This is a genomic window from Pseudomonas promysalinigenes, assembly GCF_014269025.2.
GTDB lineage: Bacteria > Pseudomonadota > Gammaproteobacteria > Pseudomonadales > Pseudomonadaceae > Aquipseudomonas > Aquipseudomonas promysalinigenes.
In genome coordinates this window covers 4,560,305-4,573,951 of the sequence record NZ_CP077094.1, presented here as the reverse complement: position 1 = coordinate 4,573,951, position 13,647 = coordinate 4,560,305, and the positions used below count along the sequence as shown (strand labels likewise).

Genomic DNA, 13,647 nt, shown 5'->3' with positions numbered 1-13,647 from the left:
CGGCCTTTTCGCGGCTGTGCAATCTCGGTGATCACAGCTTGAGGTGCGAAAAGGCCAGCCAATCCAATCACAATGTCAGGGTCAACCCTTTGACCAGCGCCCCGGGCAGATGACTCGACCCGGTACTGCGCTGCCCATAAGTGCTGGTCGATAGAATCATCTCCCGCTCCTGGGTCAGGTCTTCGAGCTGGCTGCCGAGCAGGCTGTACAAGCTGTCATCGAAGCGCATGGTATTCACCGGCCCCTGAATCTCGCCGTTTTCCACCCAAAGTGTGGCGAAACGGGTCAAGCCCGTCATGCGTGCGGCGGGCAGGTCAGAGTAGTTGAGGTACCACAGGTTGCTGATGTAAAGCCCGGTGCCCAGCCGTTCGAGGACCTGCGCGCTGGGCAAACTACCCGGCGCCAGGCTGAGCGCGCAAGGCGACTCGTAGCTGTCGGCACCATTGGCCAGCAACCCGAATTCTGCCGCGCTGCGAGCGCTGACCAGCCGCTGCAAGGCTTTGCCGTGGGCGATCAGCGGCACGTCCAGGCGCGGCGAGCCCTCGTCGGAGAAGGCTGGACTGAGCGAGCCGCTGATCTGCTCGCTGAGGGTCACTTGTGGGTGCAGTTGCGCATCGCCGTTGTAGAGGCGCTGCAAGGCACTGTTGCCAGTAGCCAGGGCTTGGGCCGAGAAGCCACCCCAACAGAGCATACCGGCGATCTCGTCCATCGCCGCCGGCGCCAGGTAGGCGCGATAGCTCCCAGGTTCGAGGGTGATGGCGGGGCGCCCAAGAAAGCCCAACTGTTCCCGCGCCTGCCGCAGACGTGTGGTGAACGCTTCCTCACTCCAGTGTTGGCCGGCATAGTTGGCTTTCACCGCCTGGCCATTGCTGTGGAACAAGCTCCAGTCGAAGTTGAAGCTGTTGGCCTGGTGCCAGCCAAACGCCCCGAACGAGCTGGCAAAACCACGGTAGATCGGCCCTGCGGCATAGATGCCGACCAGGTCCAGGTCACTCGTTTGGTCTTCAAGCAGCGCCAGTAGCTGGTCGATGTCGGGCAGCGGCTGGTCCTGCTGGTCGAGCTTGTGCCAGGCACTGTCGTCCAGGCGCAGGTAGGGGTCGACGGCCAGCAGTGGTAAGGTCTGACGTAGCTGCTGCAACGCCTGGCTCAGGCGTTGCTGGTCGATTGCAGGGTCGCCACTGAGGGTCACTTGCTGCTCTGCCTGGCGCCCGTCACGGATCAGCCGTAACTGCGCGCTGGCCTGGCATACCTCGCCGGCCTGGCGCACTTTGGCGTGATTGAAACGCACGAACTGCGACTGCTCGGCGCTGAAGCCGCAAGTGAAGTGCTCGCCTGTTTGCAGGGCCGCCTGCACGGAGGCGACCAAGGTCTGGAAAAGCTGTTTCATCAGGCGTCACCTCCGAACACGTCGATCTGGCGGAACACGCAGGCCGGCGAGGCATGCCCGACCCTGACCACTTGGTTGGGTTCGCCTTTGCCACAGTTGGGCGTACCCAGCACCTGGAAGGTGCTGCGATCACCGACGGCCGCGAGATTACGCCAGAACTGCGCCGAGATGCCGCGGTAATTCGGGTTCTTGACCACGCCTTTGAGCTCGCCATCTTCGATCAATTGGCCCCATTCGCAACCGAATTGGAATTTGTTGCGCGCATCGTCGATGGACCAGGAGCGGTTGGTGCGCATCAGGATGCCGGACTCGATGCCCTGCACCAGTTGTTCGAGGGATTGATCACCGGGCTCGATGTTGAGGTTGGCCATACGGTCGATCGGCGCACGGTTCCAGCCGCAGGCGCGGCTGTTGGCCACGCCGTCCAGGCCCGAACGAAATTGCGACAGCGCACCGCCCAGCGGGCGCAGCAGCAGGCCGTCGCGAATCAGGAACTGCTTACTGGCAGCGCTACCGTCATCATCGAAGCTGTAGCTGGCCAGCTCTTCGCCTATGGTGGGGTCGAAAGTCACGTTCAGCAGGCTGGAGCCGTATTGCAACTGGCCGAAGTCGCGGGATGTGACGAAGCTGGTGCCCGCGTAGTTGCGCTCATCGCCAAGGATCCTGTCCATTTCCAGTGGGTGACCGATCGACTCATGGATTTGCAGCATCATCTGGTCGGGCATCAGCAGCAGGTCGCGCGGGCCACTGGGTGTGTTAGGCGCCAGCAGCAATTGCAGCGCCTGGTCGGCCACATGCCGACCAGCACCGACCAAACCACAGCGCTCGATGATCTCGAACCCGCCCTGTTGGCCGAAATTTTCGCGGCCCAGGCTGCGGCACTGGCTGTCCTGTCCGTCGCTGGCGGTGACGCTCAAGCCTGGGAAAATGAAGCGCTGTGCATGGCGCAGCTGTGCGCCAGCCGAGTTCAGGTAGGTCTGTTCGACGACGCTTATGCCCAGGCTGGCCTGCCAGTCCACCAGGCGGCTGTCTTTCGGCACGCTGGCCGATTCGGCCGCCAGCAGGCCCAGGCAGTCGGCCAGATTGGGCACGGGCTGGTCGAAGTTGGGCGAAAGGTGGTCGTGACAGGCGCTGGTCACCGGTTGCTCGCGCAGATCGAGCAGGCTGTGCTTGGCGATCTGCCGTGCCAGTTTTTCAGCCTGTTCCAGTGCCTGTTGCAGGCCAGCTTGCGACAGATCTGCAGTGGCCGCGTAGGCCTCAACGCCATTGACCCGCACCGTCAGCATGGCGCCTTCGTCCTGGCTGAAATGCGGCGGTTCGGCCACATTGCGGCGCACCGAAAGCGCCTGATGCGCCTGTTTCACATGGCGTAGGGAAAACATCTCGGCGGTGCTGCGCAGCGCGGCAAAGCGCTGGCGCAGCAGGGCGCTGGAATCGAACATGTGCAAGCCTCCGTTTTCACGGTGGCTCCCCCTAGAACCACCCTTCTTGCATGGTAAGACACGTGTCGTCGCGCGCCTCGAGCAATGCCAGCTCATTATGGCAGCCAGGAATTTCCCAAGTCAGGAAATAACGTGCGGCTTGCAGCTTACCCTGGTAGAAGTCGCGGTCGGCAGCTGTACCGTTGAGCAGGCCAAGTTCGGCATGAATGGCCTGTTCCAGCCAGCGCCAGCCGACCACGCAGTGGCCGAATACCTTCAGGTACAGAGCGGAGTTGGCCAAGGCGCTGGCAACCTTGGATTGGGCAAGATCGCCCAGCAGGGATAGCGTCACCGCCTGCAGGCGGTTGACCAGGTGCTCCAGGGGCTGGCGCATCGCGTCCAGGTTGGCGTGATGGCTGGCCCGTTCAGCCGTTGCAGCGATCTGGCGGATCAGTTGCTTGAGCCCAGCGCCGTTGTTCTGCGCAAGCTTGCGCCCTAGCAAGTCCAGGGACTGGATGCCCTCGGTACCTTCGTGGATCGGGTTCAGGCGGTTGTCGCGGTAGTACTGCTCTACGGGGTACTCGCGGGTGTAGCCGTGGCCGCCGAGTATCTGGATGGCCAGTTCGTTGGCCTTGAGGCAAAAGGTTGAAGGCCAGGATTTCACGATAGGGGTCAGCAGGTCGAGTAACTGCTGAGCCTGGTCGCGCTGAAGCTGATCTTGGGCCGTGTGGGTATCGTCGTATAGCCGCGCAGCGTACAGGCCAAGGTCGAAGGCGCCTTCGACATAAGCTTTTTGCGTCAGCAACATGCGCTTGACGTCGGTGTGGCTGATGATTGGCACGGCTGGGCTGTGCGGGTCTTTGTTGTCCGGCATGCGGCCCTGTGGACGCTGACGGGCGTACTCCAAGGAATACAGGTAGCCGGCGTAGCCGAGCATCACAGCACCCATGCCGACGCCGATGCGCGCCTCGTTCATCATCTGGAACATGCACGCCAGTCCCTGGTGGGGCTGGCCGACCAGATACCCAACGCACTGGCCTTGATCACCGAAGTTCAGTGCGGTGGAAGTGGTGCCGCGCCAGCCCATCTTGTGAAACAACCCCGCCAGCGACACATCGTTGCGCGAGCCACGGCTGCCATCGTCGTTGACCAGGTACTTGGGCACGATGAACAGCGAAATGCCCTTAACGCCGGGCGGTGCATCCGGCAGCTTGGCCAGCACCATGTGCACGATGTTTTCCGACAGCTCGTGGTCGCCGCCGGAGATGAAGATCTTGTTGCCCTTGAGTCGGTAAGTGCCATCGCCGGCGGGTTCGGCGCGGGTGCGGATATCGGCCAGCGAAGAGCCTGCGTGGGGTTCGGTCAAAGCCATGGTGCCGAAGTAGCGGCCTTCGATCATCGGTTGCAGGTACAGACGCTTTTGTTCGTCGGTGCCGAAGCTCTCGATGAGGTTGGCTGCGCCCATGGTCAGGAACGGGTAGGCCGTGGTGCCGGCGTTGGCTGCCTGGAAGTGGGCGAAGCAGGCCTGCGAGACCAGGCTGGGCAGTTGCATCCCGCCCGCGTCGTAGTCGCGATTGGCGTTGAGGAAGCCGGCTTCGAGGAAGGCGTCGACGGCGGGCTTTACCTCGGGGATCAGCTCGGCGCGGCCGTTGATGTAGCGCGGCTCGTTCTCGTCGGCCTTGCGGTTGTGCGGGGCGAAGAGTTTTTCGGCGATGGTGCGGGCGGTGGCCAGGGCCGCGTCGAAGGTTTCGCGGCTGTGCTCGGCGAAACGCGGGCGTTGGGCCAGGGCTTGGGCGTCGAGCACTTCGTAGAGTTCGAAAGCCAAATTGCGGGAACTGAGCAGGGTCTCGGGCATGGCAGCGGTCCTTGAACGGGCATGTGCCGAGTCTAAGCGGTGGTACTGGAAGGGGGGAGGTTAATAGGTTTGGGTGATATGGGTTTAGAACGGGTGAGGGCGTACTGGTGCTTGCCTTGATTGTTTCGTTGCCGGTGAGATCGAGCGCCGCCCGCGCGGCGCATCGCGAGCTGCGCTCGCTCCTCCGTTTGTTTCGGGCCATTAACCTCTGTGACAGGCGCGCTCGACCGCCTTGTGGGTACGACGCGAGATCTTGCCAAGATCTCACCGTCGGCAACCATCTCAAGACATACGCCCATGAAAAAGGAGAATGCCGGTAAGGCTCGCAAGCTTAGACGAAATGCAGGGGGTGCTTACGCATCTTGCGGAAAGCCCCTACAACCATAGCAATGAAAAAGAGGTAGATGTTGTTCTTTGCTAGTGAGGAAATTTTGTGGATAGAGTTTGCCATTGGCGCAATGTTTGGAAAGAAGAAATTTCCAGGGTCGAAGATCGTTTCTTTGCCCAGTCCGTCGTCCGAGACGCACTGCGCAGAAGTATTCATCTGCGCGGGTTGGGTGAATTTATTGGTGCTTGTAATTTGCCTGTGGGGCGAGCATTGCTCGGCGATGAGATAGAGCGAGCTTTGACATTGGTGCGTGAGGGAAAATGGTTTTTTGTTCGCGAGAATGTACGCTCTCCGATTGATGTGTCGTGTTATCCCACATTGAGGTGGGCGCCATCAAAAATGGATCATCACCTGTATGGAAGTGCATATGCACAGGCGCAAGGGCCTGGTAAGCGGAGCACTTTTAGCATTGATTTAGACTCGCTCTGGTCCAGTGTTGCCTTCGCGGCAAACTTTTTAACCTCACGCGGAGATGAAGGACGTCTTTTCGCAAGCGAAGGCAGAGACTATGCCAATACTAGGCGTGTTGTGAGTCAGAGGTGGATGCCGCTAAAAGACAGCGAGCGTGATTTTGCCAGGTTGTCAGCATTGCATCGCTATGGGGCTGTGCGGAAAATAACGCAATATTTTGTCGAGGCTAGTGACGAGTGGGCGATAACTGGCCAATCTTGGCATTGGCGCCCTGTAGTGGCCGACGAGGTATACGAGTTTCGGGAAGGTGCACATTGACTGATTCAAGCGTTAGGCTGCGGAATTTCTTATATCTGTTCTGGGCCGGCATGGATGCGTTTTACATTTGTTTGTATTGTCTGCGTAGCGCTGCCCGTGGAGATGTGCCGTTCTGGTCGGACTTTCAAAGTGGCCTTGAAGTGATCCGTAGTTGGGGTGGGCCGGAAGTGTTGATCTGGGCTGGCTTGGTTTTACAGGGGTCGGTGGTCGTCTCGTGTATCGGACTCTATGCAGGTAAAAAGTGGGCTGTGTACTTGGCGATGCTGCAAATACCATTTAGATATTTTTATATTGTTCCATCTGTTTCAATAGTCTTGGTTCTGCCGATGATTATTGCTGAAATCAATAATTGGATATGGGTGGCGGGGCTTTTGTCTTCAGAGTTAGTCAAAGGTTTGAGTCTCTGGTGGTTGCGTCGTCAGGTTAAGCCACTGAGGTGTTGACCTGAGCGCGAGTAGGGGCTATCAGGGCTTATAGGTGCTTGCCTTGATTGTTTCGTTGCCGGTGAGATCGAGCGCTGCCCGCGGGGCGCATCGCGAGCTGCGCGGGCGGCGCTCGATCTCGCAGGCGCAGAAAAACTCAAGACGAAAAAAAGGAGAGCCGAAGCTCTCCTTGTTCATCAATAACCCCAGCCGTCAGCCAATGGTCATCAAGCTGGCGTTACCGCCCGCCGCCGCTGTATTCACACTCACCGCTCGCTCGATCACCAGGCGCTCCAGGGAAATCTGGTGGTCGCCACTGGACAACCCATGCACACCCACGATCGCCCCGGCACGCTTGGCCACTTGCTGGCACACGCCGCGCAGTTGGTCCGAGTCGCCGTGGTGGATGACAGCGTCGAATGCCACTTCATCCTTGCTCCAGTCGCTCACCAGCTTGACCTTGGCCTGCAGCTCCTTCGGCAAGCGGCCGCGCAGGGCCTTGCCTGGCTCGCCGTCCACCCATACCGCCGAGCTGCCCACAGCCAGCACGGCAGCCAACTGCGCCAGCAGGTCGGCCTCGTTGTCCGCCAGGCACAGCACATGTTCGCGCGGCAGGATGGTGTAGCTGTTGCGCTCGCCGGTAGGGCCTGGCAAGAGACGGGCGATACCGCTCTGCGATTGGCTGGCGAACTGTTCGCACAGCGTAGCCAGGTCAGCGTTTTGGTTGCTCTGCGCCCATGCCTTCAAGCTGTGCAGCGGCTTGACCAACTGCTCATGCAAGGCGCGGTCTGGCTGGCTTTGGCCATCGGCCTGCTGGAAATGCCGGCCAATCGCGTCGGCCGGGCGGGTCGACAGCAGGCGGTACAGGTACAGCGGGCCGCCGGCTTTCGGGCCGGTGCCGGACAGGCCTTCGCCACCGAAGGGCTGCACGCCGACCACGGCGCCAACGATGTTGCGGTTGACGTACATGTTGCCGGCATTGGCAGTCTCAACCACCTTGGCGATGGTTTCGTCGATGCGGGTATGAACACCGAGGGTCAGGCCATAGCCGGATGCGTTGATCTGCTCGATCAGTTGATCGAGGTTGCGGCGGTTGTAACGCACCACGTGCAGGACAGGGCCGAAGATTTCACGCTTGAGCTCATCGAAGCTTTCCAGTTCGATCAGGGTCGGCATCACGAAGGTGCCGCGTTTGATTTCGGCAGCATCGGCGATCGCCACCTGATACACCGCGCGGCCTTTATCGCGCATGCCTTGGATGTGCTTCTCGATACCAGCCTTGGCTTCGCCGTCGATTACCGGGCCAATGTCCACGGCCAGGCGGTCTGGGCAACCCAGACGGCTTTCGGCCATGGCGCCCTTGAGCATTTCGATCACGCGGTCGGCGGAGTCTTCCTGCAGGCACAGCACCCGCAGCGCCGAGCAGCGCTGGCCGGCGCTGTCGAAGGCCGAAGACACCACGTCGATCACCACCTGTTCGGTCAGCGCCGACGAGTCGACGATCATCGCGTTCTGGCCACCGGTTTCGGCGATCAGCGGGATCGGACGGCCTTGGTTGTCCAGGCGGCCGGCGACATTGCGCTGCAGCAGCCGGGCCACTTCGGTGGAGCCGGTGAACATCACACCTTTGACGCGCTCGTCACCGACCAGGCCGGCACCGACGGTTTCGCCACGTCCTGGGAGCAGTTGCAGCACGCCTTCCGGGATGCCTGCCTCGAGCAGCAGGCGCACAGCCTGGGCGGCGATCAGCGGAGTCTGCTCGGCAGGCTTGGCCAGTACCGGGTTGCCGGCAGCCAGTGCTGCAGCCACTTGGCCGGTGAAGATGGCCAGTGGGAAGTTCCACGGGCTGATGCACACCACCGGGCCCAGCGGGCGGTGGGCGTCGTTGCTGAAGTCATTACGGGCCTGCACCGCGTAGTAGCGCAGAAAATCTACGGCTTCACGCACTTCGGCGATGGCGTTGGCGAACGTTTTGCCCGCTTCGCGGATGAGCAGGCCCATCAACGGCTGTATTTCAGCCTCCATCAGGTCGGCGGTGCGCTCCAAGATGGCTGCGCGCTCGGCCGGGGGCGTGGCCTGCCAAATCGGCGCGGCGTTCAGTGCGCACTGGATGGCATTGTCGACGTCGGCGACGGTGGCTTCCTGCACGTGGCCCACCACGTCGCGGTGGTCTGCAGGGTTCAACACGGCGACGGCAGCTGTTTCGCTGGCGGCGCAGGCCAGCATCGGAGTGGCTTTCCAGTCGTTCTGAGCGGTGGCCAGCATGGCGCAGGACAGCGATGCCAGGCGATGTTCGTTGGCCATGTCGATGCCGGCGGAGTTGGCGCGGTCGGTGCCGTAGAGCTCGCGCGGCAGCGCAATGCGCGGATGCGGCAGGCCGATGCCGCCCTCCTGAGTACCCATGCGCTCGATGCTGGCAACTGGGTCGGCGACCAATTCCTGGATGGAGATGGAATGGTCGGCGATGCGGTTGACGAACGAGGTGTTGGCGCCGTTTTCCAGCAGGCGACGAACCAGGTAGGCCAGCAGGGTTTCGTGGGTGCCGACCGGTGCGTATACCCGGCAAGGGCGGTTCAGCTTGCCATCTGCCACCTTGCCTACAACTTGCTCGTAGAGGGGCTCACCCATGCCGTGCAAGCACTGGAACTCATATTGACCTGGGTAGTAGTTCTGGCCAGCAATATGGTAGATCGCCGATAGGGTATGGGCGTTGTGGGTCGCGAACTGTGGGTAGATCGCCTCCGGCACGGCCAGCAGCTTGCGAGCGCAGGCGACGTAAGAAACGTCGGTGTACACCTTGCGGGTGTAGACCGGGTAGCCTTCCAGGCCTTCGACCTGTGCACGCTTGATTTCGCTGTCCCAGTACGCGCCTTTTACCAGGCGGATCATCAGGCGATGACGGCTGCGCTTGGCCAGGTCGATGACGTAGTCGATCACATACGGGCAGCGCTTCTGGTAAGCCTGGATCACGAAGCCGATACCATTCCAGCCTGCCAAACTTGGCTCGAAGCACAGGCGCTCGAGCAGGTCCAGGGACAGCTCCAGGCGGTCGGCTTCTTCGGCGTCGATGTTAAGGCCAATGTCGTATTGCTTGGCCAGCAGGGTTAGCGACAGCAGGCGTGGGTACAACTCTTCCATCACGCGCTCGTACTGGGCGCGGCTGTAGCGCGGGTGCAGTGCCGAAAGCTTGATGGAGATACCTGGGCCTTCATAGATGCCGCGGCCATGGGACGCTTTGCCGATCGAATGGATCGCCTGCTCATAAGAGGCCAGATATTTCTGCGCGTCGTGCTCGGTCAGTGCGGCTTCGCCAAGCATGTCGTAGGAGTAGCGGAAGCCCTTGGCCTCGAAGCGGCTGGCATTGGCCAGGGCTTCGGCGATGGTTTCACCGGTGACGAACTGCTCGCCCATCAGGCGCATCGCCATGTCGACACCCTTACGGATCATCGGCTCGCCACTTTTACCGATGATGCGCGTCAGCGAGGAGCTCAGGCCCGTTTCGTTGTGGGTGGAAACCAGTTTGCCGGTCAGCAGCAGGCCCCAGGTGGCGGCGTTGACGAATAGCGACGGGCTGTTGCCCAGGTGTGGCTGCCAGTTGCCGTTACTGATCTTGTCGCGAATAAGGGCGTCGCGGGTGCCCTTGTCAGGGATGCGCAGCAGCGCCTCGGCCAGGCACATCAGCGCCACGCCTTCCTGAGACGACAGCGAGAACTCTTGCAGCAGGCCCTGGACGATGCCAGCACGGCCGCCAGCGCTCTTCTGATTGCGCAGTTTCTCGGCAATGCTTGCGGCCAGCTTGTTGGTCGCTTCCGCCTGGGCAGTGCTAAGGCGCGCCTGCTCAAGAAGCATCGGCACCACTTCCTGCTCAGGGCGGCGATAAGCGGCGGTGATCGCCGAGCGCAATACCGACTGCGGCAGAATGCTTTCGGCAAATTCGAGGAAGCACTGGTGGGCGTGGTCTGGCTGGACTTCCCCGGCATCGTCAACCAAGCTGTTTGCATGGCCGTTAAGCTCGGTCAAAGTGGCACCACCCTCTAGCTTCTCCAGATAATTGAAGATCGCTTGCTTGATCAACCAATGCGGCGTGCGATCGATCGATTGCGCAGCTGCTTTGAGTCGTTCGCGGGTCGGGTCATCGAGTTTGACCCCAAGGGTGGTCGTCGCCAATTTCTTATCCTCATTATTGCCACGGCTGTGGCTTAAGCTGGCATCAAGATTATCTGTAGGAGATTTCGGGTGCAACCAGGTGCAACCCGTTTTTTCACAAGAAAAGGTGCAACTCGTCTGAGGCGATTTCCTACCGTGTGAAAAGAATCCTTTATGGTGCGTTTTCTTCTATGTAGGCGCTCTTTTGCTCCAAAAAGAAGCAAGAAACAGGATTTTTCCTAAAGGGTACGGCCGGGTGCAACTGTCAAATGAAAAAGGGTTGCACCGGGTTTGCGTTGTTGCATAGGATTCGCGGCCTGGGTGCAACCGACTTCGCGAAGGTTGCGCATGACATAAAAACAAACGCCAGGGCACACGCATGGGCAATCCACTAACGATCACTTTCGTGATCTATATCGCGGTTATGGTACTGATCGGTTTCGCCGCTTATCGGTCCACAAAGAACCTTTCCGATTACATTCTTGGCGGACGCAGCCTGGGCAGTGTGGTTACCGCACTCTCGGCTGGCGCTTCCGACATGAGCGGTTGGCTGCTGATGGGCCTGCCGGGTGCCATCTACTTCGCCGGCCTTTCCGAGGCCTGGATTGCCATCGGCCTGACCGTTGGTGCCTATCTGAACTGGTTGTTCGTCGCCGGCCGTCTGCGCGTGCAGACCGAGCACAACGGTGATGCGTTGACGCTGCCAGATTATTTCTCCAGCCGGTTTGAAGATGCCAGTGGCTTGCTGCGGATCATCTCGGCCATCGTGATTCTGGTGTTCTTCACCATTTACTGTGCTTCTGGCATCGTTGCTGGCGCTCGTCTGTTCGAGAGCACTTTCGGCATGTCGTACGAAACCGCTCTGTGGGCAGGGGCCGCAGCCACCATCGCCTACACCTTCATCGGTGGTTTCCTTGCGGTGAGCTGGACCGACACCGTGCAGGCATCGTTGATGATCTTTGCGTTGATCCTCACTCCGGTGATCGTGCTGATCTCGACCGGTGGTTTCGATACCACCTTCATGGCCATCGAAGCGCAGAACCCGGCCAATTTCGATATGTTCAAAGGCGCCACCTTCATCGGCATCATCTCGCTGTTGGGCTGGGGTCTGGGCTACTTTGGCCAACCTCACATCCTGGCGCGTTTCATGGCTGCCGACTCGGTGAAATCCATCGCCAAGGCTCGCCGTATCTCCATGACCTGGATGATCCTGTGCCTGGCTGGCACCTGCGCCGTGGGCTTCTTCGGTATCGCCTACTTCTCTGCCCATCCGGATCAGGCAGGCCCGGTCACCGAAAACCATGAGCGCGTGTTCATCGAGCTTGCCAAGATCCTGTTCAACCCATGGATCGCTGGTGTGCTGCTGTCGGCCATCCTGGCGGCGGTGATGAGTACCCTCAGCTGCCAGTTGCTGGTTTGCTCCAGTGCATTGACCGAGGACTTCTACAAAGCCTTCCTGCGCAAGGGTGCATCTCAGCGTGAGCTGGTCTGGGTAGGCCGCTTCATGGTGCTCGCCGTTGCTCTGATCGCCATTGCCATGGCTGCTAACCCGGAAAACCGCGTGCTGGGTCTGGTTGCATACGCTTGGGCCGGCTTCGGCGCAGCGTTCGGCCCAGTGGTACTGATCTCGGTCCTGTGGAAAGGTATGACTCGCAACGGTGCGCTGGCAGGTATCGTGGTTGGCGCGCTGACCGTGATCCTGTGGAAGAATTTCGACACCCTAGGCCTTTACGAAATCATCCCAGGCTTCCTGTTCGCCAGTATCGCTATCGTGGCGGTGAGCAAGCTGGGTAGTCCTTCGAAGTCCATGGCTGCGCGTTTCGCAGCAGCGGATGCTGCGTACCACGCCGAGAAGTGACGTGATTGCAGCCGACGGCAGTCAATGCCGTCGGCTGCTTTAGAGCGCTCAGTTGGCAACGGCGAACTTGCACAGCGTTGCTTCGAACGCCTTTTCCTCGCGAGGGCGGATCAATGCCCTGTATTCGCCGGGTTCACAGTCCTGCAGGGTCAGTTGCCAGGTGGTGTCGCCGGAGCTGGAGACCACTCGGTTTTCGATGACGTTGCCTGGCCTGGTCAGTTCCACGACTGCTGTGTACGGGGCATTGGTGATACCCAGTACACCGTGGAGTTTGACTTCAGTGCCATTCACGTCTGCTTTGATGGAGGCTTTCATTTCAGGTACTCCTGGTTGGTAGGAGGCTTGAGTATCAGCAGCGCTGGTCGGCGGTCGGAGCTGGAATTGGGTCCCGGTCAGGACGGGGAGCACCTGACGCCGTCACCATGAACGGGTAAACTTGCCGTCCGCGCAGGAGTTGCCATGAACTATCGTCACGCCTTCCACGCCGGCAATCACGCCGACGTTCTCAAGCACATCGTGCTGACCCGCCTCATCGCCCTGATGTCGCGCAAAGAACAACCGTTCGCCTACATCGATACCCACGCCGGCCTCGGCCTTTACGATTTGCAAGGTGATCAAGCGACCCGCACCGGCGAGTACCTTGAAGGGGTGGCTCGCCTATGGGGCCGTGATGATCTGCCGGCGATGGCGACGGACTACTTGCGCATCATCAAGCGCCTCAACGCCGATGGCCAGTTGCGCTACTACCCAGGGTCGCCCGAGTTGGCTCGGCGGCTGATGCGCCAGCAGGACCGGGCGCTGCTCAACGAAAAGCACCCCGAAGACGGGCCGCTGCTCAAAGAGAACATGAAAAAGGACCCGCGCGTGGTGGTGCACCTGGGCGAGGGCTGGCATGTGCCACGGGCGCTGCTACCGGTGCAGGAAAAGCGCGCGATCATGTTGATCGACCCGCCATTCGAGCAGGCTGACGAGCTCAAACGCTGCACCACTGCGATGAAAGAGGCGATTGGCCGTATGCGCCAGACAGTCGCGGCTATCTGGTACCCGATCAAGGATCAGCGCTCGCTGACCCGCTTCTATCAGGACTTGACCAGCACCGGCGCGCCCAAGCTGCTGCGGGTGGAGCTGTACGTGCACCATCAAGACAGCCCTCAGGGCCTCAATGGCTCGGGCCTGGCCATCGCCAACCCGCCTTGGGGGCTTGAGCAAGAGCTGAGCGAGCTGCTGCCCTGGCTGGCCAAAGAGCTGGCGCAGACTGCCGGTAGCTGGCGCATGGACTGGCTGATCGCCGAATAATCGGGCACTTGGCCAGCAAGCTCGCCCTGCGGCGCCTGCCGCCCAGGGCCAGCCTGCTGGCGCAGGTTATGCAGTGTCTCGCGCATTGTTTGCGTTATAATCTCGCCCTTTAGCCGCCACCCGCCCATGAGGCCGCTGGCGCATC

Annotated in this window: 10 protein-coding genes; 4 read left to right on the top strand and 6 right to left on the bottom strand. The window is 60.7% G+C overall.

Translation table 11 applies throughout. The features are described 5' to 3' along the window. Window positions 1–67: 67 nt before the first annotated feature. Genes HU725_RS20765 through HU725_RS20755 form a run of 3 tightly spaced genes read right to left on the bottom strand, consistent with a single transcriptional unit; the run spans window position 68 to window position 4,663 of the window. Entirely contained in the window at window positions 68–1,387 is a 1,320-nt protein-coding gene (locus tag HU725_RS20765; RefSeq protein ID WP_186476346.1) for a TldD/PmbA family protein, read from the bottom strand. Continuing rightward, window positions 1,387–2,829 carry a TldD/PmbA family protein gene (locus tag HU725_RS20760; RefSeq protein WP_186476347.1) on the bottom strand — a complete coding sequence of 481 codons (1,443 nt, stop codon included), beginning with the start codon at window positions 2,827–2,829 and terminating at the stop codon, window positions 1,387–1,389. Before HU725_RS20760 ends, HU725_RS20765 begins: the two co-directional genes overlap by 1 nt. A 31-nt stretch (window positions 2,830–2,860) precedes the next feature. Beyond that, entirely contained in the window at window positions 2,861–4,663 is a 1,803-nt protein-coding gene (locus tag HU725_RS20755; protein ID WP_186476348.1) for an acyl-CoA dehydrogenase, read from the bottom strand. 433 nt (window positions 4,664–5,096) lie between these two features. Here HU725_RS20755 and HU725_RS20750 point away from each other — a divergent pair, with 433 nt between their 5' ends. Together HU725_RS20750 and HU725_RS20745 are read left to right on the top strand one after the other, a co-directional pair. Next, a complete protein-coding gene (locus tag HU725_RS20750) occupies window positions 5,097–5,780 on the top strand; it encodes a hypothetical protein (RefSeq protein ID WP_186476349.1) in 684 nt (227 codons plus the stop codon). After that, the gene (locus tag HU725_RS20745; RefSeq protein WP_225915501.1) at window positions 5,777–6,223 is read left to right on the top strand and encodes a hypothetical protein; all 447 of its coding nucleotides are present in this window, start codon (window positions 5,777–5,779) and stop codon (window positions 6,221–6,223) included. Before HU725_RS20750 ends, HU725_RS20745 begins: the two co-directional genes overlap by 4 nt. 21 nt (window positions 6,224–6,244) lie before the next feature. On the opposite strand, the gene HU725_RS20740 is transcribed toward HU725_RS20745, so the two are convergent. Then, window positions 6,245–6,400 carry a hypothetical protein gene (locus HU725_RS20740; protein ID WP_186476350.1) on the bottom strand — a complete coding sequence of 52 codons (156 nt, stop codon included), beginning with the start codon at window positions 6,398–6,400 and terminating at the stop codon, window positions 6,245–6,247. A 15-nt stretch (window positions 6,401–6,415) separates the two neighbouring features. After that, window positions 6,416–10,369, bottom strand: coding sequence for a trifunctional transcriptional regulator/proline dehydrogenase/L-glutamate gamma-semialdehyde dehydrogenase (gene putA, locus HU725_RS20735; protein ID WP_186476351.1), 3,954 nt, complete (start codon window positions 10,367–10,369; stop codon window positions 6,416–6,418). 358 nt (window positions 10,370–10,727) lie between these two features. Here putA and putP point away from each other — a divergent pair, with 358 nt between their 5' ends. Continuing rightward, window positions 10,728–12,206 (top strand): sodium/proline symporter PutP, encoded by a 1,479-nt coding sequence (gene putP, locus HU725_RS20730; RefSeq protein ID WP_186476352.1) that lies wholly within the window; start codon window positions 10,728–10,730, stop codon window positions 12,204–12,206. Between the two features lie 48 nt (window positions 12,207–12,254). On the opposite strand, the gene HU725_RS20725 is transcribed toward putP, so the two are convergent. Beyond that, entirely contained in the window at window positions 12,255–12,521 is a 267-nt protein-coding gene (locus HU725_RS20725; RefSeq protein ID WP_186476353.1) for a hypothetical protein, read from the bottom strand. A 144-nt stretch (window positions 12,522–12,665) separates the two neighbouring features. On the opposite strand from HU725_RS20725, the gene HU725_RS20720 reads away from it, so the two are divergent. Further along, on the top strand, window positions 12,666–13,502 hold the full coding sequence (locus tag HU725_RS20720; RefSeq protein WP_060479277.1) for a 23S rRNA (adenine(2030)-N(6))-methyltransferase RlmJ: 837 nt from the start codon (window positions 12,666–12,668) through the stop codon (window positions 13,500–13,502). Window positions 13,503–13,647 lie beyond the last annotated feature (145 nt).